The sequence below is a fragment of the Streptomyces sp. NPDC048192 genome (genome assembly GCF_043202415.1).
Lineage (GTDB): Bacteria > Actinomycetota > Actinomycetes > Streptomycetales > Streptomycetaceae > Streptomyces.
The window spans coordinates 51,473-72,294 of record NZ_JBIDAL010000022.1 but is presented as its reverse complement, the minus strand read 5'-3'; the positions used below and the strand labels follow the sequence as shown (position 1 = coordinate 72,294).

The following is a 20,822-nucleotide window of genomic DNA, read 5'->3' as shown; positions in this document are numbered from 1 at the left end:
AACATGCGGAACCGGAACCGGCTTGCACCTCACGTGGCGTGAGGCCTCAGCGTGGAGACGTACCGACCGAAGGAGCGGAAAGTGAGCCACCCCGAGGGACAGGTCTACTCCGTGGGACAGGTCGCGGGGTTCGCCGGAGTGACGGTGCGCACCCTGCACCACTACGACGAGATCGGCCTGCTCGTGCCCAGCGAGCGCACGTACGCCGGCCACCGGCGCTACACCGGCGCCGACCTCGACCGGCTCCAGCAGATCCTGTTCTACCGGGAGCTCGGCTTCCCGCTCGAAGAGGTCGCGGCCCTGCTCGACGACCCGGACGCGGACCCGCGCGCACACCTGCGCCGCCAGCACGAACTGCTGACCGCCCGGATCGAGCAGCTCCAGAAGATGGCCGCGGCCGTGGAGCACGCCATGGAGGCACGCAAGATGGGCATCGACCTGACGCCTGAGGAGCGGTTCGAGGTGTTCGGGGACAAGGACCCCGAGCAGTACGCCGAGGAGGCGGAGCAGCGCTGGGGCGACACCGAGGCGTGGGCCGAGTCCCAGCGCCGCGCCGCCCGCTACACCAAGGAGGACTGGAAGCGCATCAAGGCGGAGGTCGACGACTGGCAGGAGCGGTACGCCGCCCTGGTGGCCGCCGGCGAGCAGCCGGAGGGCGAGGCGGCCATGGACCTGGCCGAGGAACACCGGCAGCACATCAGCAGGTACTACTTCGAGGTCCCCTACGAGATGCACCGGTGCTTCGCGGAGATGTACGTCTCCGACGAGCGCTTCAAGGCGTTCTACGACTCCCAGCGCCCCGGTCTCGCCGAGCACCTGCGCGCCGCGATCCTCGCCAACGCCGACCGGCACGCCGCCTGACCGGTCGCTGTCCGACCCGTCATGGCCCGGGACTGCACGGGGGTCACTCCCGGGCCACGACCACCGCCGTGCCGTAGGCGCACACCTCGGTGCCCACGTCCGCGGCCTCGGTCACGTCGAAGCGGAAGGCGAGCACCGCGTTGGCGCCACGCGCGCGTGCCTGCTCCACCAGCCGCTCCATGGCCTGGTTGCGGGTCTGCACCAGCGTCTTGGTGAGCCCCTTCAGCTCGCCGCCGATCATCGACTTCAGACCGGCGCCGATCTGGCTGCCCAGGTGCCGCGAGCGCACGGTGAGCCCGAAGACCTCGCCGATCACCTGCTGCACCCGGTATCCGGGCACGTCGTTCGTCGTCACGACCAGCACATCGGGCTGGGGCCCCTGGCCGCCGCCGTAGTCATCGAGTCCCATGGGTCACAGCTTTCTCCCGGTCATCGCACAGTGCATCCTGGATACACCGGTGGAACCTGGGGCGGTCACCTCACGTTGATAGCTTTGTACGGCCTTTCACCGAGACCAGCCGCCGAAGCCGCCTTCACCCTTCAGGAGCCCGGACCCGTGATGACACTCGCCCTCGGCCCGAGCTGGCTGGATCCCAACCACCTGCTCGGCACCTACGGCATCTGGGGCCTGCTGCTCGTCGTCTTCGCCGAGTCCGGCCTGCTCATCGGCTTCTTCCTGCCGGGCGACTCGCTGCTGTTCACCTGCGGTCTGCTGATCACCTCGCACCAGATGCACTTCCCGCTGTGGGGCGCGATCGGCCTGATCTGCCTCGCCGCCGTCCTCGGCGACCAGGCGGGCTACATGTTCGGCAAGAAGGTCGGCCCGTCCCTGTTCAACCGCCCGGACTCCCGCCTGTTCAAGCAGGAGAACGTCACCAAGGCGCACGAGTTCTTCGAGAAGTACGGCCCGAAGTCCCTGGTCCTGGCCCGCTTCGTGCCCGTGGTCCGCACGTTCACGCCGATCATCGCCGGCGTCAGCGGCATGCGGTACCGCTCCTTCCTGGTCTTCAACGTCATCGGCGGCACCCTGTGGGGCGCGGGCGTCACCCTGCTCGGCTCCTGGCTGGGCAACATCGGCTTCGTCAAGGACAACATCGAGGCGATCCTCATCCTGATCGTCCTCGTCTCCGTCGTCCCGATCGCGATCGAGTTCCTGCGGGCCCGCGGCAAGGAGAAGAAGGCCGCGCAGGCCGCGCCCCAGCCCACGCCGCAGCCCCGGGCGGCGGCGTCCCGGCAGCCGTACGAGCAGCCCTACGCACCGGTCATGGACACCGAGACCACCCAGCTGCGCCGCGTCGAGCCCGACCAGCCGTACGAGCAGCACTACGGCGATCCGTACGGGCAGCAGCCGTACCAGCAGCCGCAGTCTCAGCCGCAGCAGCAGAACTGGCATCAGCAGCAGGGCTGGCACCAGCAGCCGCCGCAGCAGCAGGGCTGGGACCAGCAGTACTACGACGACCAGCAGTACGCGCAGCAGCAGTACCCGTACCCCTACGACCACAGCCAGGGCGAGTACCGCGCCCCATAGAGGCGGGGAGCGGCGCGACGGCGTTAGAAGCCGCGCGTCCGCTTGGCCGCCCGGCGCTTGCCTGGATACCCGACCCGCAGGAACAGCCGGAAGACCTCGGAGCCGAGGTTGACGCCGATGGCGATCGCCATGGCCAGGGACGCCGCGTTGGCCAGCGACACCAGCCCCTTGTCCACCTGGTTCTGGGCCATGTTCAGCAGCCCGAAATAGGTCGCCGAGCCCGGCAGCAGCGGCCCGATCGCCGCCGTCGTGTAGGGCAGCGCGGACGCGAACCGGTACCGGGACAGCAGCTGCCCGAACAGCCCCACCAGCCCCGCCGCCACAGCGGTCGACGCCACCGGCGAGATGTGGGCGACGTAGTGCATCGCGCCGTACACCGTCCAGGCCACGCCCCCGTTGAGCGTCACCCACAGCACGGTCGAACGCTCCTGCTGGAGCAGCACCGCGAAGGTCAGCGACAACAGCATGGACGCCGCGATCTGGATCAGCGGCCGTTCGTCGGTGACGAGCGCCGCGTCCGGGTTGAGCCTGCCGCCGACCTTCACACCGAAGTACAGGACGACCAGCACGCCGGCGACGATGCCCACGAAGAAGTACAGGACCTCCAGCAGACGGGCGGAGGCGGTGATGTAGAAGCCGGTCAGGCCGTCCTGGACGCCCGCCACCAGCGCCCGCCCGGGCAGCAGCGCGAACAGCCCACCGGTGACGACGGCGGACGCCTTCACGTCGACGTGCGCCAGCGAGAACGCCACCCCGATCATCGCGGGCGGCATCGCGGCCACCATGAACTGGTAGAACTCCGGCAGCCCCCGCCCCGCGCACAGCCAGGCCAGCCGGTCGCCGAGCATCGCGCCGAGCGCCGCCGCGACGAACACGATCGGATCACCGCCGACCAGCAGGGAGGCCGCACCGGCCAGCAGCCCGCTGGCCAGGGTCAGCGCCCACCCCGGGTAGGGGTGCCGGTTGCGGCGGATCTCCGCCAGCCGCCGGTAGGCCTCCTCCAGGGAGACATGGGTCTCCGGATCGGTCAGGTCGTCCACCAGGCGGAACACGGCCGCGAGCCGCGTGTAGTCGGTGCCCCGCCGCCGTACCGTCCGCGAGGCCGTCACCGGGTCGTCCACCAGCGACGGCTGGTGCGAGATCGACAGCAGCGTGAAGGTGACGTTCGGCTCGCAGCGGTCCAGGCCGTAGGAGCGGCACACCGCGAACATCGCGGCCTCCACGTCCTCCGCGCCCTCGCCGCCGGCCAGCAGCAGCTCCCCGATACGCAGGGTCAGGTCGAGCACGCGCGGAACCGCGGGGCCCTCCTCCTCGGCGCGCTGCACCAGCTCCGGCGCGGGCCGCTCGGCCACCGGCAGCCGCAGCATCGTGCGCATCCGGTCCTGCCAGGGCGCGTCCTTGACCAGGCTGACCAGCGGCACCCCGGTGGCCGGGGTGAACGCGGGCGGGACCTCCCTGGCGCCGTAGGTGCGCGGCGGGCTGAACGCCGACCCCTCCGGCTCGGCGCTGGGCGGCTGCGGCGTCTGCAGGCCCTGGGGCAGGGCGAACTCCGATGTCGTCTCCGGCTCACCGCCGCCCTCGGGTACCTCGATGCCCTCGGGAATCGCGAACTCGGACGTGATCTCCGGGTCGTACCGCGCCTCGTCGGACCGCGGCTTGCGGTCCTCCGCCTCCGTCACCTCGCACCGCTTCCTGAACGACACCTTCCGTAGGCCTCAGTATGCGCATGAGTACGCAAACGGGCCGCGCCACCCCGGGCAGGGTGCCGCGGCCCGCGGAAGACAAACCGGCCGGTCAGTGGCCGCCCTGCTCCTTGAAGCGCTTGTACGACCGCTCGATCTCCGCCTCGGCGTCCGTGCGGCCGACCCAGTTGGCGCCCTCGACCGACTTGCCGGGCTCCAGGTCCTTGTACACCTCGAAGAAGTGCTGGATCTCCAGGCGGTCGAACTCCGACACGTGGTGGATGTCGCGCAGGTGCTCCACGCGCGGGTCGGTGGCCGGAACGCACAGCAGCTTGTCGTCGCCGCCCGCCTCGTCCGTCATGCGGAACATGCCGATCGCGCGGCACCGGATCAGGCAGCCCGGGAAGGTCGGCTCGTCCAGGATGACCAGCGCGTCCAGCGGGTCGCCGTCCTCGCCGAGGGTGTTCTCGACGAAGCCGTAGTCGGTCGGGTAGGCGGTCGAGGTGAAGAGACGACGGTCCAGGCGGATCCGACCGGTCTCGTGGTCCACCTCGTACTTGTTGCGCGAACCCTTCGGGATCTCGATCGTGACGTCGAACTCCACCGGTGGCTCCTCCATGATCAGCACATAGTTCTGGTGGTTAAGTGTCCCTCACGCAGGTGTGTGATCGCGAAAGGGGCTGGTGGTCGTGCCAGAGCTGAGGCCGTGGCGGGCCGCGAGACCGCAGGTGGAGCGGATCGCGAACGCCGTACGACCGCGTCTGGCGCGGGCCGGTGCCGCCGCCGGGCCGCGGGTCGCGCGGCTGGCGCGGGCCCTGCGGCCCCGGACCCCGCGTCTCCCGCGTCCGGGAGCGGTCAGGACCTGGCAGTACACCGCGGGCGCCGCCACCGCCGGCCTGGCGCTCGCCGCCGGTGTGGTGACCGCGGCCGGACCCTGGGACGCCAACGGTCAGCGTACGGCCGAGCGGGACCGGGCGGTCGCCCTGGAGCAGCCGGGTGGCGCAGATCACGGCCGCTCCGGCACGGCGGCGGGCACGGCCCGGCCCGCGCCGAGCGCCGCTCCCGTCCTGGTGGGCCTGGACGGCCCGGTGGAGGCCGTCGGCACCAAGAAGGCCCCGCCGGCCGGACAACCCCTCTCCGACGTCCTCGAGCCCCTCCTGGGCGTCCCCGCGCTGGGCGGCACCCGCGCGGCGGCCGTCGTCGACGTGGCCACCGGCAAGCGCCTCTACGGCACCGACGCCGACGCGGCCCTCACCCCCGCCTCCACCACGAAGATCGCCACCGCCGTCGCCGCCCTGTCCGCGCTCGGCCCCGACCACCGCTTCACCACCCGCACCGCCATCGAACCCGGCACCGGCGAACTCGTCCTCGTAGGCGGCGGCGACCCCACGCTCACCGCCCGCAGCAACAGCGACGGCTGGGCCAGCCTGCGCGACCTGGCGGCGCACACCGCCCAGGCCCTGCACCGGCGCGGCATCCGCGACGTCACGCTCTCCTACGACACCACCCTGTACTCCGGCCCCCAGCTGCACCCCATCGGCGTCAACGACAACCTCGCGCCGGTCAGCCCCCTGATCGCCGACGAGGGCCGCACCGACGGCTCCAGCAGCGGCCCGGCGCCCCGCGTGAGCGACCCCGCGAAGGACGCGGCGACCAAGTTCGCGGCCTTCCTGAAGGACGCCGGCATCACCAGCACGCCCCCCGGCCCGTCCAAGGCCGGCACGCGCGCGCAGACCCTCGCCACGGTCTCCTCACCCCCGCTGTCCGACATCGTCGAGCGCATGCTGACCAACAGCGACAACGACATCGCCGAGGCCCTCGCCCGCCAGACGGCCCTCACCAGCGGACAGCCCGGCAGCTTCGCGGGCGGCGCCAAGACCATCGCCGCGCGGCTGACCAAGCTGGGCCTGCCGATGTCCGGGGCCTCCTTCCACGACGGCAGCGGCCTCGACCGCGACGACCGGCTCACCGCCGGCCTCCTCACCGGCCTCCTGGTCACCGCCGGCGACCCCGGCCGCCCCGGCCTGCGCCCCGTCCTCACCGGCCTGCCCGTGGCCGGCTTCACCGGCACGCTGGCCGACCGCTACACCGACAGCGCGGCGGGCGTCGTACGCGCCAAGACCGGCACCCTGACCGGCGTGAACACGCTCGCCGGCACCGTCGTCGACGCCGACGGCCGCCTCCTCGCCTTCGCCTTCATGGCGTCCGGCACCACCGACCCCCTGGCAGCGGAGTCGGCCCTGGACAAGGCGGCGACGGCCCTGGCGGCCTGCGGCTGCCACTGACTCACGAGGCTCCGCCCCCGGTCCCTCGGGCCGTGCCGGGCTCACACGGACTGCCCCAAGTGGGGACGTTCCCGTACGGTTGGCAGCATGACTGGCTTCGGTGGCACCGCATCTCCCGGGATGGTCGACTGGAACCTCGCGGTGGCGACCGCGACGCGGCTCGTGCGCCCGGGCCCCGACGTCAGCCGCGACGAGGCCCGCGCCGTCGTCGCGGAGCTGCGCCGGCACGCCAAGGCCTCGGAGGAACACGTCCGGGGCTTCACTCGTATGGGCACCGACGAGATCCACGACACCCCGGTCCTGGTGGTCGACCGCCCCGGCTGGGTCCGCGCCAACGTCGCCGGCTTCCGCGAGATCCTCCGGCCGCTGCTGGAGAAGATGCAGCAGCGCCGGTCCGGCAACCCCGCCGGCGCGGTCCTCGGCACCGTCGGCGGCAAGGTCACGGGCGTCGAACTCGGCATGCTGCTGTCGTTCCTGTCCTCCCGCGTCCTCGGCCAGTACGAGACGTTCGCCCCGGCCGGCCGTGACCTGCCGGCCGGCGAGAACGGCGGCGGCCGGCTGCTGCTCGTCGCGCCGAACATCGTCCACGTCGAGCGCGAACTCGACGTCGAACCGCACGACTTCCGGCTGTGGGTGTGCCTGCACGAGGAGACCCACCGCACCCAGTTCACGGCCGTGCCCTGGCTGCGCGACCACCTGGAGGGCGAAATCCAGTCGTTCTTGGCGGAGACCGACGTCGACCCGATGACCTTCCTGGAGCGCATCAGGGAAGCCGCCCAGTCCCTCGCCGGCGGCCGCCCCGAGGGCGAGGACGAGGACGGCGGCCGCTCCTTCGTGGAGCTGGTGCAGACCCCCGCCCAGCGGGAGATCCTCGGCCGCCTCACCGCCGTGATGTCCCTGCTGGAGGGCCACGCCGACTACGTGATGGACGGCGTCGGCCCCAGCGTCGTACCGACCGTCGCGGAGATCCGCGAGAAGTTCCAGCAGCGCCGCGCCAAGGGCGCCTCCCGCCTCGACCTCGCCCTGCGCAAGCTGCTCGGCCTGGATGCCAAACTGAGGCAGTACCGGGACGGCGAACGGTTCGTGCGGGCCGTCGTCGAACAGGTCGGCACCGACGGCTTCAACCGCGTGTGGACCTCGCCCAACACCCTGCCCACGAAGGCGGAGATCGCCAAACCGGCGGACTGGGTCGCAAGGGTGCACCGCAAGGCCGAGTCGTGAACGGCATGGACACGTCGTGAAACGAATCCGGCCGACGACAGGCGAACGCCCCTCCAATCACCCGTCCGAGGGACCGTGAGCCATGCGTAGGCGTGCAATGCTCGGGGAACGCCCCGGTTCTGTCACCATCTACACACTCTGAGTGACCGAACTCGGGCCCGCCCCCCGAAAACTTCATGAAGGGAACCGGACATGGGTCCCCATCCTGCGGTCGCGGCGATACGCCTGGCGGTTCGCCGCGTCCTCCATGACATCCTCAACGACCACCAGACCTCCGGCGTCCCCGGACCCCAGGCCTTCGGCGGCCTCGGCGGGCAGGCCTTCGCCGGCCGCCCCGGCGCGCTGACCGCCGACGCCCCCGCGCGCCCGGTCACCGGCGGCCCCGGCCGGCAGGCCGACGGACGGCACCCGCACCGGATGGCCGAGCGGCCCCCCTCCACGCTCGGCTCCCCGCTCGTGCTCGTCGCCTGCTCCGGCGGCGCCGACTCCATGGCCCTCGCCTCCGCCCTCGCCTTCGAAGCGCCCAAGCTCGGCCTCCGCGCCGGCGGCGTCACCGTCGACCACGGCCTCCAGCCCGGCTCCGACCTCCGCGCCGACGAGGTCGCCCTGCGCCTGCGCGAACTCGGCCTCGACCCCGTCGAGTCCGTCGCCGTGACCGTCGGCCGCGACGGCGGGCCCGAAGCCGCCGCCCGCGACGCCCGCTACGCCGCCCTCGACGCCGTCGCCGAACGCCACGGCGCCACCGCGATCCTGCTCGGCCACACCCGCGACGACCAGGCCGAAACCGTCCTGCTCGGCCTCGCCCGCGGCTCCGGCATCCGCTCCCTGTCCGGCATGGCCGCGGTCTCGGGGGCCGGCGGCCGCTACCGGCGCCCCTTCCTGGAGCTCGACCGGCAGACCGCCCGCAAGGCCTGCATGGCCCAGTCCCTCCCCGTCTGGGACGATCCGCACAACGCCGACCCCGCCTACACCCGCTCCCGGCTGCGCCACGAAGGCCTGCCCGCCCTGGAGAAGGCCCTCGGCAAAGGGGTCGTGGAGGCGCTCGCCCGCACCGCCCAGCTCTCCCGCGACGACGCCGACGCCCTCGACGCCTGGGCCAGCCAGGCGGAAGCCTCCGTACGCGACGCCGCGGGCCTGCTGGAGTGCGCCAAGCTCTACGCCCTCCCGCCCGCCGTACGCCGCCGCATCCTGCGCCGCGCCGCCATCGAGGCCGGCGCCCCGGCCGGTTCGCTGTTCGCCCGCCACATCGAGGAAGTCGACCGCCTGATCACCGGCTGGCGAGGCCAGGGAGCCATCAATCTCCCCGGCCGGGTCGTCGCCCAGCGGCAGGGTGGCAGACTGGTGATTCGGCAAGGCTGAAACCCGGCCCCGCGGAGCGACCCTCCGGCGGCCGGTCCGGGCAGCCGGCGGCCGTGCACACGGTCGCAGCCGGAGGCCGTGGCTCGCGGCCGTAAGTGCGGGACGACCGAAAGTGATGCGGGTGGACGCGAAAGACATGGGTGCCGACCTCCAGCAGGTACTCATCACCAAGGAAGAGATCGACGCGAAGCTGGCCGAGCTGGCCGCGAAGATCGACGCGGAGTACGCGGGCAAGGACCTGCTCATCGTCGGCGTCCTCAAGGGCGCGGTGATGGTCATGGCGGACCTCGCCCGGGCGCTGTCCACCCCCGTCACCATGGACTGGATGGCCGTGTCCTCCTACGGCGCGGGCACCCAGTCCTCCGGTGTCGTGCGGATCCTCAAGGACCTCGACACCGACATCAAGGGCAAGCACGTCCTGATCGTCGAGGACATCATCGACTCCGGCCTGACCCTGTCCTGGCTGATCAACAACCTCGGCTCCCGCGAGCCCGCCTCCCTGAAGGTGTGCACGCTGCTGCGCAAGCCGGACGCCGCGAAGGTCGCCATCGACGTCGAGTGGGTCGGATTCGACATCCCGAACGAGTTCGTCGTCGGCTACGGCCTCGACTACGCCGAGAAGTACCGCAACCTGCCGTTCGTGGGTACGCTCGCGCCTCACGTCTACGGCGGCTGAGCCGGGCAGGACGTGAGCTGAGCCACTCGGCTCAAGCCTTGCAGGACGATCGGGAACCCCGGCGGGTTCCGCGCCGTTGAAGCATGCAGAGACGGCCTCCCCGGCCCTCGAAGCGGACTTCGTTCGGCTTCGGACCACCACGCTGGGGTACCGTCAGAAGAACTGTCTTATCAAACTCACTATGGCAGGAGGGACGGGGCGGCACCGCTCCGTATGGATGGACGTGAAGCGATACTTCCGTGGGCCGGTCATGTGGATCGTGCTGGCCGTCCTTGCCGTGGTCGTGTTGATGCAGGTCGTCGGCTCGTCCGGCGGCTACAAGACGGTGGACACCGGCCAGGTCGTTGCGGCGATCAATGACAACAGGGTCCAGTCGGCGAAGCTCACCACAGGTGACGAGCAGAGCATCAAGGTCACGCTGAAGGACGGCTACAAGGTCGACGGCAGCTCGAAGATCCAGGCGAGCTACATCGGCGACCAGGGCTCCCAGCTCGCCGGCAACCTGCAGACCAAGTACCAGGACAAGCAGATCCCGGACGGCTACACCGTGTCGCCGTCCAAGCAGAACCCGTTCGTCGGCGTCCTGCTCTCCCTGCTCCCCTTCGTCCTGATCGTGGTCGTCTTCCTGTTCCTGATGAACCAAATGCAGGGCGGCGGCTCCCGGGTCATGAACTTCGGCAAGTCCAAGGCCAAGCTCATCACCAAGGACACCCCGAAGACGACCTTCTCCGACGTCGCCGGCTGCGACGAGGCCGTCGAGGAACTCCAGGAGATCAAGGAGTTCCTGCAGGAGCCGGCCAAGTTCCAGGCCGTCGGCGCCAAGATCCCCAAGGGCGTGCTGCTCTACGGCCGCCCGGGCACCGGCAAGACGCTGCTCGCCCGTGCCGTGGCCGGCGAGGCGGGCGTCCCCTTCTACTCGATCTCCGGCTCCGACTTCGTCGAGATGTTCGTCGGCGTCGGCGCCTCCCGGGTCCGCGACCTGTTCGAGCAGGCCAAGGCGAACGCCCCGGCGATCGTCTTCGTCGACGAGATCGACGCGGTCGGCCGCCACCGCGGCGCCGGCCTCGGCGGTGGTCACGACGAGCGCGAGCAGACCCTGAACCAGCTGCTCGTCGAGATGGACGGCTTCGACGTCAAGGGCGGCGTGATCCTCATCGCCGCCACCAACCGGCCCGACATCCTCGACCCGGCCCTCCTGCGGCCCGGCCGCTTCGACCGCCAGATCGCGGTCGACCCGCCGGACCTCCAGGGCCGTCTGGAGATCCTCAAGGTCCACCAGAAGGGCAAGCCGGTCGCGCCCGACGTCGACCTGGCCGCCGTCGCCCGCCGCACGCCCGGCATGACCGGCGCCGACCTGGCGAACGTGCTCAACGAGGCGGCGCTGCTCACCGCCCGAGGCGATCAGAAGCTGATCGACAACAAGGCGCTGGACGAGGCGATCGACCGCGTGGTCGCGGGCCCGCAGAAGCGGACCCGGATCATGTCGGACAAGGAGAAGAAGATCACCGCGTACCACGAGGGCGGTCACGCCCTGGTCGCGGCGGCCTCACCGAACTCCGACCCGGTCCACAAGATCACCATCCTGTCCCGCGGCCGCGCCCTCGGCTACACGATGGTCCTGCCGGACGAGGACAAGTACTCGACCACGCGCAACGAGATGCTCGACCAGCTCGCCTACATGCTGGGCGGTCGCGCCGCCGAGGAACTGGTCTTCCACGACCCGACCACCGGCGCCGCGAACGACATCGAGAAGGCCACCAACCTGGCCCGCGCGATGGTCACCCAGTACGGCATGACCGAGCGGCTCGGCGCCATCAAGTTCGGCGGCGACAACAGCGAGCCCTTCCTCGGACGTGAGATGGCTCACCAGCGCGACTACTCGGAAGAGGTCGCCGCGCTGGTCGACGAAGAGGTCAAGAAGCTCATCGAGACCGCTCACAACGAGGCCTGGGAGATCCTGGTCGAGAACCGCGACGTGCTCGACAACCTCGTTCTCCAGCTGCTGGAGAAGGAGACCCTGGGCAAGGAGGAGATCGCCGAGATCTTCGCCCCGGTCGTCAAGCGCCCGCCGCGGCCCGCGTGGACCGGCTCCTCGCGGCGCACCCCGTCCACCCGCCCGCCGGTGCTCTCCCCCAAGGAGCTGGCACTGACCAACGGTGCGAACGGCGCGACGGCCGCGATCAGCACGGCCAAGTCCACGGCCACGGAGTCCACCCCGGTAACGGACCAGACCCCGGACGAACGCCCGGAGAGCTGACGCTTTCCGGCCAACCGGCCTGGAATGAACGCCGCGCCCACCAGGTTTTAGCCTGGAGGGCGCGGCGTTCGTATGTCCGCAGAACCGACGCGTGGCCGCCGCCACGCGCAAGAGGTACAGGAACGAGGAACCAGATGACCGACCCCGTGACGCTGGACGGCGAGGGCCCTGTCGGCGACTTCGACGAGAAGCGCGCCGAGAACGCCGTACGGGAACTGCTGATCGCGGTCGGGGAGGACCCGGACCGGGAGGGTCTGCGCGAGACTCCCGGGCGGGTGGCTCGGGCGTACAAGGAGATCTTCGCGGGCCTGTGGCAGAAGCCCGAGGACGTGCTCACGACGACGTTCGACCTCGGGCACGACGAAATGGTGCTCGTGAAGGACATCGAGGTGTACTCGACCTGTGAGCATCATCTGGTGCCGTTCAGGGGCGTCGCCCACGTCGGTTACATCCCGTCCGTCACCGGGAAGATCACCGGTCTGTCGAAGCTGGCCCGTCTGGTGGACGTCTATGCCCGCCGGCCTCAGGTGCAGGAACGACTCACCACCCAGGTCGCGGACTCGCTGATGGAGATCCTGGAGCCGCGGGGCGTCATCGTGGTCGTCGAGTGCGAGCACATGTGCATGTCCATGCGCGGTATCCGCAAGCCGGGCGCGAAGACCATAACGTCCGCCGTGCGCGGGCAGCTGCGGGACGCGGCGACGCGGAACGAGGCCATGAGTCTGATCATGGCGCGCTGAAGCGGGTGCTGACCGGAACCGGCGGTCACGCCGCCGGTTCCGCGCCCGGGGTGTTCTGGTCCTCGTCGTCCGGGAGTTTGCAGACGCGCTCGAGGAACAGGGCCGCCGCTATCACGCCGATGCCGGCCAGGACCGAGAAGCCGGCGTAGATGGCCTGGTCGCGGCGGGTGGGGATGTCCAGGAGCTCCAGCAGGAAGATGCCCGTGCCGCCGTACATGCCGGCGACGAGCGCGGCGACCAGGGCGCTGGCCTGGCCGAAGACGACCGCGCGGGCGGCCATCAGCGGGTCGACGCCCTTGGCGCCGGGGCGGCGTTCGCGCTGGGCCTTCAGCCGGGCGCGCAGCGAGAGCGCCGTCGACAGCAGGACCACCGCGATCAGCGCGAGGACGATGGGGGCGGCCAGGGGGACGCTGGGCAGGGTCCCGATCGAGTTCCAGAGGCGGGCGCCCGCCCAGGACAGGATCCCGGCCACGACGAACACGCCCGCCAGCACCCTGATGCGCAGCTCTCTCACGGTGTCCCTTCAGCTCCCCCGGACCGGTGCGGACCGTGGTCCCACGCGACCTTGTCGTCTTCAGTCGTCCTGAGTCGTCTTGACCTTAACGACTATTCCGGCAGTCGGAGTTCCAGGTCCGCTCGGGGTTCGACGCCCGCACGGGTGACGGCGGACAGCAGCTCGGCCACCGGGCCGCGGCCGGGCAGCCGGGCCTCGGGGTCCACGTCGTGCCAGGGCGCGAGGACGAAGGCGCGCTCGTGGGCGCGCGGGTGGGGCAGGGTGAGCTGCGGGTCGTCGGAGGTGACGTCGGCGTAGGCGACGATGTCGACGTCCAGGGTGCGCGGGCCCCAGTGCTCGTCGCGGACGCGTTTGTACGCCTCCTCGATGGCGTGCGCCCGCTCCAGCAGGGAGGCCGGGGGCAGGGTGGTCTTCAGGACCACGACCGCGTTGAAGTACGACGGCTGGCTGCCGGGCGCCACGCCCCACGGCTCGGTCTCGTACACCGGCGAGACGGCCTTCACGCGGACGCCGGGGGTGTCCTCGAGCGCGTCGACGGCGCCCTGGAGGGTCTCCAGGCGGTTGCCGAGGTTGGCGCCGATGGAGATGACGGCCCGCTTCGGGTTCTGCAGGGTCGTGTCGGCGGCGTCGACCTTCTCGACGACCGAGGCGGGCACCGGCTGGACGGTCGGGTCGCTGTGACCCTGGAGGAAAGGTCGGGTCATACTCGGCTCCGGGTGATGGTGACGGTCACGTCGTCGAAGGGGACGGTGATCGGCGCGTCCGGTTTGTGGACACAGACCTCGACCTCCTGTACCCCTTCGTGCTTCAGGCAGGTCCGGGCGATCCGTTCGGCGAGGGTCTCGATGAGGTCCACCGGCTCGCCCTCGACCACGGCCACGACCTCCTCGGCCACGATGCCGTAGTGGACGGTCTTCGCCAGGTCGTCGTCGGCCGCGGCCGGACGGGTGTCGAGCCCCAGGACGAGGTCCACGATGAAGGTCTGGCCCTCCTCGCGCTCCTTGGGGAACACACCGTGGTGCCCGCGGGCCTTCAGGCCGCGCAGCGCGACACGATCCACGCGAATCACTCCTGCAATCGTCGGGAAGGACCGGTCCGTACCGCGTGCGGGCGGCACACCGGCCTGAGGACGAATCTACCTGCGGGCACTGACAAAGCCGGGCCGCGGGAGACGGGCCCGCGTCCGGACCACGAGCGTTCATCTCGCGTTTCCCCGGAGAAACCCGGCGGTGTCATGGGCTGGTAGCGGCTTCTACCCAGGGGTAGGTGATTCCAACCACTTCCCGGCCGAGGCGCGGCAGCCGTGCCGCGGCCGCGCGCTCAGGCGGAGGGACCGTCGTCCGGGTTCACGCCGTTCACGCCGGTCTCCTCGTCCTCGTCGTCGGTCTCGGCGAGGACGGGGGAGGCGTGGTGCGACCAGAGCTTCCAGCCGGAGGGCGTGCGCCGGAACACGTTCGTGGCGACGACGAGCTGGCCGACCAGCGGGCCGAGTTCCGCGCCGTCCTCGGGGGCGGGGCCGCCGCTGAGGATGTTCTCGGTGCAGGTCACGAGCGCGGTGTCACCGGTGACGGAGACGTGCACGTCGGTGAGGAAGAACTGGATGTAGTCGGTGTTGGCCATGATCAGGGCGTACGACCTGAGGACCTCGCCGCGCCCGGTGAGCACCGGCCAGCCGGGGTGCACGCAGGAGACCACCCCGGTGTCCGCGGGGTCGTGGTACTCCTCGTCCACGCCCAGGTCGGCCGGGGTGAGCCAGAGGGAGGACAGTTCCTCGAAGTCGCCGCGTTCCATCGCCTCGTAGAAGGCGGTGTTGGCGGCCTCCACCTGCTCGACGTCGGTGTGAGGGGCGCTCACCGGGTTCCTTCCGCCCCGAGCCGGCCGCTGACGCCCGGCGCGCGTCCGCTGCCGCACACCCCGTGTTCGCGCTCCGCGCGCAGCGCTTGCGCCCCCGGCACCAGGCCTGCCGTGCGCGCCTCCTCCACGGCGCGTGCGACGCGTACGGCGTCGGCGCTGGCGCGTACCGCGTGCACGCGCACCGCCCAGGCGCCGGACTGCGCGGCGAGCGCGGAGACGGCGGCCGTGGCGGCGTCGCGTTCGCGGGCCGGCGGGGGTGCGCCGTCCGGGCCGGCGAGGACGTGCCCGAGGAACCGCTTGCGGGAGGCGGCCACGAGCAGGGGGTGGCCCAGGCCGTGCAGGCGGTCGAGGTGGGCGAGGAGGGCGAGGTCGTGCTCGGCGTCCTTGGAGAAGCCGAGGCCGGGGTCGACGACGACGCGGTCGGGGGCGATGCCTCCGGCCAGAACGGCCTCCACGCGCGCGTGCAGTTCGTCCAGGACTTCGGTGACGACGTCGTCGTAGGCGCCCTTGACGTTGCCGCCCTGAAGGAAACCGCGCCAGTGCATGACGACGAAGGGGGCGCCCGCGTCGGCGACCGCGGGGATCATCGCGGGGTCGGCGAGGCCGCCGCTGACGTCGTTGACGAGGGACGCGCCGGCCGCGAGGGACTGCTCGGCGACGGACGCGCGCATGGTGTCGACGGAGACGACGGCGCCTTCGGAGGCGAGGCCCCGGACGACCGGGATGACGCGCCGCAGTTCCTCGTCCTCGTCCACCCGGGTGGCGCCGGGGCGGGTGGACTCGCCGCCGACGTCGACCAGGTCCGCGCCCTGGGCGACGAGGTCCAGGCCGTGTTTGACGGCGGCGGTCGTGTCGAACCAGCGGCCGCCGTCGGAGAAGGAGTCGGGGGTCACGTTGACGACACCCATGACCGCGCACCGGTCCCATACGGGAAGGCCTGCGACGTGCCCGCGTCCGCTGAGGTTGTTCATACGTTCAGCGTAGGCCCAGCGGGGTGTCCGGAACGCGCGGCGGCCCGGGCGGCCGTCCCCGTGCTGGAGGGGGAGGGGCGTCCGCCCGGGCCCGTATCCGGCCGCACCGTTCACCTGCGCGGTGCCCTGTCCGCGCGGCTCAGGCCGCGCGGACGTCCCGTTCCGCCACGGTGTGCGCGCAGGGGCGCTCGGCGGCCGCCCTGCGCCGGCGCAGGAAGCGCGGGAGCGGCAGGGCGAGGTCGACGAAGCCTTCCGCCTGCATGGCGGCGAAGCCGATGCGGGGCAGGTCGGCGCTGTTGCGGTAGACGACGAAGCGGGGTTCCCAGCGCGGCTGGAACTTGGCGTTGAACTTGTACAGCGACTCGATCTGGAACCAGCGCGAGAGGAACACGAGCAGTCCGCGCCAGGCGCGCAGCACCGGGCCGGCGCCGATCTTCTCGCCGCGGGCGAGGGCGGACCGGAACATCGCGAAGTTGAGCGAGATCCGGGTGATGCCGAACCTCGGCGCGGCCTGGAGGGCGGCGACGATGAGCAGTTCGTTCATGCCGGGGTCGGCGCTGCGGTCGCGGCGCATGAGGTCGAGCGACGCGCCGTCCGTGCCCCAGGGCACGAAGTGCAGGATCGCCTTCAGGTCGCCGTACTCGCCGGGTTCGTCGTCCTGTTTGTGCGCGGTGGCGATCAGGCAGTCGCCGTCGGCGGGGTCGCCGATGCGGCCGAGCGCCATGGAGAAGCCGCGTTCGGTGTCGGTGCCGCGCCAGTCCTCCGCCGCCCGCCGGATGCGCTCCAGTTCGGCGTCGCCGAGGTCACGGATGCGCCGTACCCGGGTTTCGTAGCCGGCTCGCTCGATGCGTTTGACCATTTGTCGCACGTTGCGCATCGCGCGTCCGGCGAGCGAGAAATCCGCGACGTCCACCACCGCCTCGTCGCCCAGTTCGAGGGCGTCCAGGCCGGTCTCGCGGGTCCACACCTCGCCGCCCGTCTCCGAGCAGCCCATGACGGCGGGGGTCCAGGAGTGCGCCCTGGCCTCGTCCATGAAGCGCTCGATGGCGCCGGGCCAGGCCTCGACGTCGCCGATGGGGTCGCCGCTGGCGAGCATCACGCCGGAGACGACGCGGTAGGTGACGGCGGCCTTGCCGCTGGGGGAGAAGACGACGGCCTTGTCGCGGCGCAGCGCGAAGTGGCCGAGGGAGTCGCGTCCGCCGTGCTTGGCCAGCAGGGCCCGCAGCCGGGACTCGTCCTCCTCGGTGAGGCGGGCGGCGGGGTGTTCGGGGCGGAAGGCGAGGTAGATGGTGGTGGCGGCGGTGATCCAGCCGAGGGCGCCGAGGGAGAAGGCGACGGTCCAGGAGGTGTTGCCCTGGTAGTCGACCGGTCCCTCGAAGCCGAACAGGCCGTAGACGACGTGCGTCAGCCGATCGGCCAGGCTCGGGTCGCCGATCGTCCGGTGCGGGTGGACGCTGACGATGACGAGTCCGAGGACGAGAGAGCCGGCGCTCATGAGGATGAAGTTGGCGAGTGCGCGCCACCTGCTGCGCGGGTCGGGCAGGGCGGCGAACTGGTCGCGGTGGAGCAGCAGCGGCACGAGCAGCGCGACGGCGATGAGCACGCCGACGAGCGAGTGCCGGTACGCGAACTGCGCCGCCGCGCCCGCCGGCAGCAGCGCGACCGCGGCCCGCCACGCCCGGCGCTTGCGCCGTTTGAGCCCGTGTGCGAGCAGCAGCAACAGCACGCCGGCGCTCAGCGAGAGCGCGGCCGCGAACGGCCCGAACGAGCCGGGCAGCACTTCCGCGATGGCGTGCATACGGCTGTGACGGAAGCGCGGGAACACGCCCGCGGCAATGTCCAGGACGCCCACGAGGGCGGCGGCCCTGCCGACGAGCGCGGGGACGGCCTCGGGGCGCGGGCCGCGCAGTATGCGCCGCGCCCGGCTGGATCGGCTCGGAACCCCGCCCGACATTTCCCCATCTATCCTGACAGACATCGCATCCCGTAGTTCTGCGAGAGACCTTGGACCCGGGCCCGATACGGGCATCCGGCGACATTGCGCCCTCTAGGACGGTGTCTCGGGGAGACAGGTTCACTCCCCACCGGAAAGTCGGGTCAAAGGCCAAGGAAAGCCCCGGGCAAGCCTGTGCGACGACGTGCGGGCGGGCGCCGGGCGGAGAGCGCAGGCAGGTAACAGCCCATGGGTCTGACGAGCAACAAGGTGCTGGCGCTGGCGGTCGTCCTCGCCGTCGTACTGTTCCTGGGGACGGTGTCGTGGTGGCCGCGGCTGGCCAGGCGGAACTGGCGGGCCGTCAGCGGGCGTGTCGGGCTGCTGCTCGGCACCCAGCTGGCGCTCTTCGCGTCGGTGGGCCTCGCCGTGAACCAGGCCTTCGGTTTCTACGCCAGCTGGGCCGACCTGTTCGGCCAGGAGACCGGGCAGGGAGTGGTCGTCGACCACATAGCGGGCGGCGGCGCAGGCAGTCCCGTCCAAGTGGTGTCCACGTCCCGGGTCATCGGGACGGGCAGCGCACTGCCGCAGGTCGCCGGGCAGGTCCAGAAGGTGGACATCATCGGCCGTACGACGCACCTGGCCACGCCGGCGTTCGTGTATCTGCCGCCCGAGTACTTCCAGCCGCAGAACCGCACGCGCACCTTCCCGGTGTCCGTCATCCTCACCGGCTACCCCGGCACGGCTCAGGCGCTGGTGGACAAGCTGCACTACCCGAGTACGGCGCTGCAGCTGGCCAAGGCCGGGAAGATGCAGCCGATGATCCTGGTGATGCTGCGTCCGACCGTGGCGCCGCCGCGGGACACCGAGTGCGTGGACGTGCCCGGCGGACCGCAGACCGAGACGTTCTTCGCCCGGGACCTGCGCGAGGCGGTGACCGCCCACTACCGGGTCGACAAGACGCCCGCGAGCTGGGGCATCGCCGGCGACTCGACCGGCGGCTACTGCGCGCTGAAGATCGCCATGCACCACCCGAAGTCGTACGCGGCCGCCGCCGGCCTGTCGCCGTACTACAAGGCGCCGCTCGACCCCACCACCGGGGACCTGTTCCGAGGCGATACGAATCTGCGGAATCGCGCCAACCTCTTCTGGGCGATCACGCACCAGTCCGCGCCCGAGACGTCGCTGCTCGTCACCAGCAGCCGGGTGGGCGAGCACAACTACAAGGACACGCTCGCGTTCATCAAGAGCGTGCAGGCGACCAACGTGACCAGGATTTCGTCGATCATCCTCCCGAGCGGCGGGCACAACTTCAACACCTGGCGGCGCGAGATCCCGCCGATGCTGCAGTGGCTGAGCCAGCGGCTGGTCGCCCACTGAACCAGGAGGAACCGGGTGGGTCCGACCTCTCGTGAAGCCGGTGTTGTGGCCGTGTTTTTACGGGGCGGGGGTCCGCGATTCGCCTACGCGCGGTAAGTTTCTGGCCATGCCACGTGGACGCCACCGCCATTCCCCACCTCTGCACCGGCTGTTGCCTCCGACGGCCATCGCCGGTGTGTCCGTCGTCTGCGCGCTGGGTCCCTGGGTGTTCTCCGAGACCATGGTGCTGCGCGCGCTGGCCGCCGCCGCCGCGGCGACCGCGGTCGTCGGCGCCGTCGTGATGCGCCGCTGGGACGCGCAGGCGGGCAAGCGGGTCGCCGAGCTCACACGCGCGCGTGCCGGCGACGAATGGCGGTACGAGGAGCGGGTCGCCGAACTGGAGACCGACCTGGAGGAGTCGCGCGAGCTGCGCGCCAAGCTGGAGCAGCGGCTGCGCGCCAAGCGCGCCGAGCTGGCCGGCCTGCGCAACGAGCACGCGGCCCTGCTGCGCCGGTACGCCACGGCGGAGACCGAGCGCGCGAGCGCCCTGGAGGGACGCCGGCTGCTGGAGATCGAGGCGACCGCGCCCTCGTCCTCGCCCGCGCTGCCGTCCGCGCGCCGCGCCGAGCCCGAGCCGGCCGGGGCGACCGCCGGGGCCGACCCGGAGCAGACCGCCGCCGAGGCGCAGACGGACTCCGGGGACGAGCCGGTGGCCTGCGCGGTCTTCTCCCGCGAGGGCGCCTGGCTCTACCAGCAGGCCCTGACGGCCCTGGCCCGCTTCGGCAGCGACACCCGCGGCGACTCCGGCACGGACGCCGGGCAGACGGCCACGGCGGAGGCTTCCGAGGCGGCGGTCTCCGGCACGACGGCTTCCGGTACCGAGGCTTCCGAGGCGGCGGAGGCCGAGGCGGAGGCTTCTGCGGACACGGCCCCGCAGGCGGCGCGCGCCGAGGGCGGTGAGCCGGAGGGCGGTGAGCCCCAGGGCGGTTCGGCCAAGGCCGGCACGGGAGCGGCTGCGACGGGCAAGGCGGACGCCGTCCGTACGGCAGGCGCGCCCGAGGCGGAAGCCGCTGCCGCTGCCGCGGCGGAAGGCGCCCGGGACGGCAGGGCGGACGGCGCCGGGGCCTCCCGGAGCGAGGCCGGTGCGCCGGCCGCCCAGGAGGAGGAGGCGCAGGGGAAGCCCGAGGCGGCCGACGGGCACGCGCGCGCGGCCGCCACCCCCATGACGCCGACCGAGCCCGCCACGCCCGTGGGCCCGCCGCCCGCCGGGCACTTCACGGTGCCGACCGCGGTGGCCGTCGTACCGGCCGCGCCCGTCCGGCGACCGGTGGTCGAGGGCGGCTTCGACTTCTTCGGCACTCAGAAAGGTGCGCCGAAGGCCGCGCTGGAGTCGGTGCAGAACGAGGACCTCGCGGACGTCGTCGGCCAGGAGGCGCTCGCCGTGCACAAGGCCGAGGCCGAGGCCGGGTTCAAGCAGGCCCATGCCCGGCCGGACGGCGCCGGGCAGGTCATCGACCTGACGGCGCACGACGAGACCGAGCAGATCGACGTCCAGGGGCTGCGCAGCGCGGCATCCTGACGCGAC

19 protein-coding genes are annotated in these 20,822 nt (G+C 71.7%); 10 read left to right on the top strand and 9 right to left on the bottom strand.

What is annotated here, in order from left to right:
- The first annotated feature begins 81 nt into the window (after positions 1-81).
- The gene (locus tag ACGFZN_RS35365) at positions 82-861 is read left to right on the top strand and encodes a MerR family transcriptional regulator (RefSeq protein ID WP_393862557.1); all 780 of its coding nucleotides are present in this window, start codon (positions 82-84) and stop codon (positions 859-861) included.
- Between the two features lie 43 nt (positions 862-904).
- Here the strand turns inward: ACGFZN_RS35365 and ACGFZN_RS35360 are convergent, their stop codons facing one another.
- Positions 905-1,270: a YbjQ family protein gene (locus ACGFZN_RS35360; protein ID WP_393862556.1), complete on the bottom strand. Its 366-nt coding sequence runs from the start codon at positions 1,268-1,270 to the stop codon at positions 905-907.
- Between the two features lie 147 nt (positions 1,271-1,417).
- Between ACGFZN_RS35360 and ACGFZN_RS35355 the strand changes: the two genes are divergently transcribed.
- Positions 1,418-2,389, top strand: coding sequence for a VTT domain-containing protein (locus ACGFZN_RS35355; RefSeq protein ID WP_393862555.1), 972 nt, complete (start codon positions 1,418-1,420; stop codon positions 2,387-2,389).
- A 23-nt stretch (positions 2,390-2,412) separates the two neighbouring features.
- Here ACGFZN_RS35355 and ACGFZN_RS35350 read toward each other — a convergent pair whose 3' ends face one another.
- Both ACGFZN_RS35350 and ACGFZN_RS35345 read right to left on the bottom strand, forming a co-directional pair.
- The gene (locus ACGFZN_RS35350; RefSeq protein ID WP_393862554.1) at positions 2,413-4,068 is read right to left on the bottom strand and encodes a threonine/serine exporter ThrE family protein; all 1,656 of its coding nucleotides are present in this window, start codon (positions 4,066-4,068) and stop codon (positions 2,413-2,415) included.
- A 115-nt stretch (positions 4,069-4,183) separates the two neighbouring features.
- The gene (locus tag ACGFZN_RS35345; RefSeq protein WP_029381130.1) at positions 4,184-4,675 is read right to left on the bottom strand and encodes an inorganic diphosphatase; all 492 of its coding nucleotides are present in this window, start codon (positions 4,673-4,675) and stop codon (positions 4,184-4,186) included.
- Positions 4,676-4,754: 79 nt separating this feature from the next.
- On the opposite strand from ACGFZN_RS35345, the gene dacB reads away from it, so the two are divergent.
- The 6 genes from dacB (at position 4,755) to folE (ending at position 12,609) form a co-directional block, all read left to right on the top strand.
- Positions 4,755-6,356 (top strand): D-alanyl-D-alanine carboxypeptidase/D-alanyl-D-alanine-endopeptidase, encoded by a 1,602-nt coding sequence (gene dacB / locus ACGFZN_RS35340; RefSeq protein ID WP_393862553.1) that lies wholly within the window; start codon positions 4,755-4,757, stop codon positions 6,354-6,356.
- 87 nt (positions 6,357-6,443) lie between these two features.
- Positions 6,444-7,577, top strand: coding sequence for a zinc-dependent metalloprotease (locus ACGFZN_RS35335; RefSeq protein WP_393862552.1), 1,134 nt, complete (start codon positions 6,444-6,446; stop codon positions 7,575-7,577).
- Positions 7,578-7,769: 192 nt separating this feature from the next.
- Positions 7,770-8,936, top strand: a complete 1,167-nt coding sequence (gene tilS / locus ACGFZN_RS35330; RefSeq protein WP_393862551.1) for a tRNA lysidine(34) synthetase TilS — start codon at positions 7,770-7,772, stop codon at positions 8,934-8,936.
- A gap of 115 nt (positions 8,937-9,051) precedes the next feature.
- Positions 9,052-9,612, top strand: coding sequence for a hypoxanthine phosphoribosyltransferase (hpt, locus tag ACGFZN_RS35325; RefSeq protein WP_031165039.1), 561 nt, complete (start codon positions 9,052-9,054; stop codon positions 9,610-9,612).
- 217 nt (positions 9,613-9,829) lie between these two features.
- Complete coding sequence (gene ftsH / locus ACGFZN_RS35320; RefSeq protein WP_393862550.1) at positions 9,830-11,869, top strand: ATP-dependent zinc metalloprotease FtsH; 2,040 nt, start codon at positions 9,830-9,832, stop codon at positions 11,867-11,869.
- Between the two features lie 134 nt (positions 11,870-12,003).
- Entirely contained in the window at positions 12,004-12,609 is a 606-nt protein-coding gene (gene folE, locus ACGFZN_RS35315) for a GTP cyclohydrolase I FolE (protein ID WP_393862549.1), read from the top strand.
- 25 nt (positions 12,610-12,634) lie between these two features.
- Here folE and ACGFZN_RS35310 read toward each other — a convergent pair whose 3' ends face one another.
- The 6 genes from ACGFZN_RS35310 to ACGFZN_RS35285 form a co-directional block, all read right to left on the bottom strand.
- Positions 12,635-13,123, bottom strand: a complete 489-nt coding sequence (locus ACGFZN_RS35310) for a DUF3180 domain-containing protein (protein ID WP_393862548.1) — start codon at positions 13,121-13,123, stop codon at positions 12,635-12,637.
- A 92-nt stretch (positions 13,124-13,215) separates the two neighbouring features.
- Positions 13,216-13,827, bottom strand: a complete 612-nt coding sequence (folK, locus tag ACGFZN_RS35305) for a 2-amino-4-hydroxy-6-hydroxymethyldihydropteridine diphosphokinase (protein ID WP_393862547.1) — start codon at positions 13,825-13,827, stop codon at positions 13,216-13,218.
- On the bottom strand, positions 13,824-14,183 hold the full coding sequence (folB, locus tag ACGFZN_RS35300) for a dihydroneopterin aldolase (protein ID WP_059251576.1): 360 nt from the start codon (positions 14,181-14,183) through the stop codon (positions 13,824-13,826). The genes folK and folB overlap by 4 nt, the downstream gene beginning before the upstream one ends.
- Before the next feature lie 260 nt (positions 14,184-14,443).
- Positions 14,444-14,977, bottom strand: coding sequence for a nuclear transport factor 2 family protein (locus ACGFZN_RS35295; protein ID WP_393862546.1), 534 nt, complete (start codon positions 14,975-14,977; stop codon positions 14,444-14,446).
- The gene (gene folP, locus ACGFZN_RS35290; RefSeq protein WP_393862545.1) at positions 14,974-15,948 is read right to left on the bottom strand and encodes a dihydropteroate synthase; all 975 of its coding nucleotides are present in this window, start codon (positions 15,946-15,948) and stop codon (positions 14,974-14,976) included. Before folP ends, ACGFZN_RS35295 begins: the two co-directional genes overlap by 4 nt.
- A 139-nt stretch (positions 15,949-16,087) precedes the next feature.
- Positions 16,088-17,902 carry a phosphatidylglycerol lysyltransferase domain-containing protein gene (locus tag ACGFZN_RS35285; RefSeq protein WP_393862544.1) on the bottom strand — a complete coding sequence of 605 codons (1,815 nt, stop codon included), beginning with the start codon at positions 17,900-17,902 and terminating at the stop codon, positions 16,088-16,090.
- 228 nt (positions 17,903-18,130) lie between these two features.
- Between ACGFZN_RS35285 and ACGFZN_RS35280 the strand changes: the two genes are divergently transcribed.
- Together ACGFZN_RS35280 and ACGFZN_RS35275 are read left to right on the top strand one after the other, a co-directional pair.
- Positions 18,131-19,258 carry an alpha/beta hydrolase gene (locus tag ACGFZN_RS35280; protein WP_393862543.1) on the top strand — a complete coding sequence of 376 codons (1,128 nt, stop codon included), beginning with the start codon at positions 18,131-18,133 and terminating at the stop codon, positions 19,256-19,258.
- Between the two features lie 106 nt (positions 19,259-19,364).
- Positions 19,365-20,816: a hypothetical protein gene (locus tag ACGFZN_RS35275; protein WP_393862542.1), complete on the top strand. Its 1,452-nt coding sequence runs from the start codon at positions 19,365-19,367 to the stop codon at positions 20,814-20,816.
- Positions 20,817-20,822 lie beyond the last annotated feature (6 nt).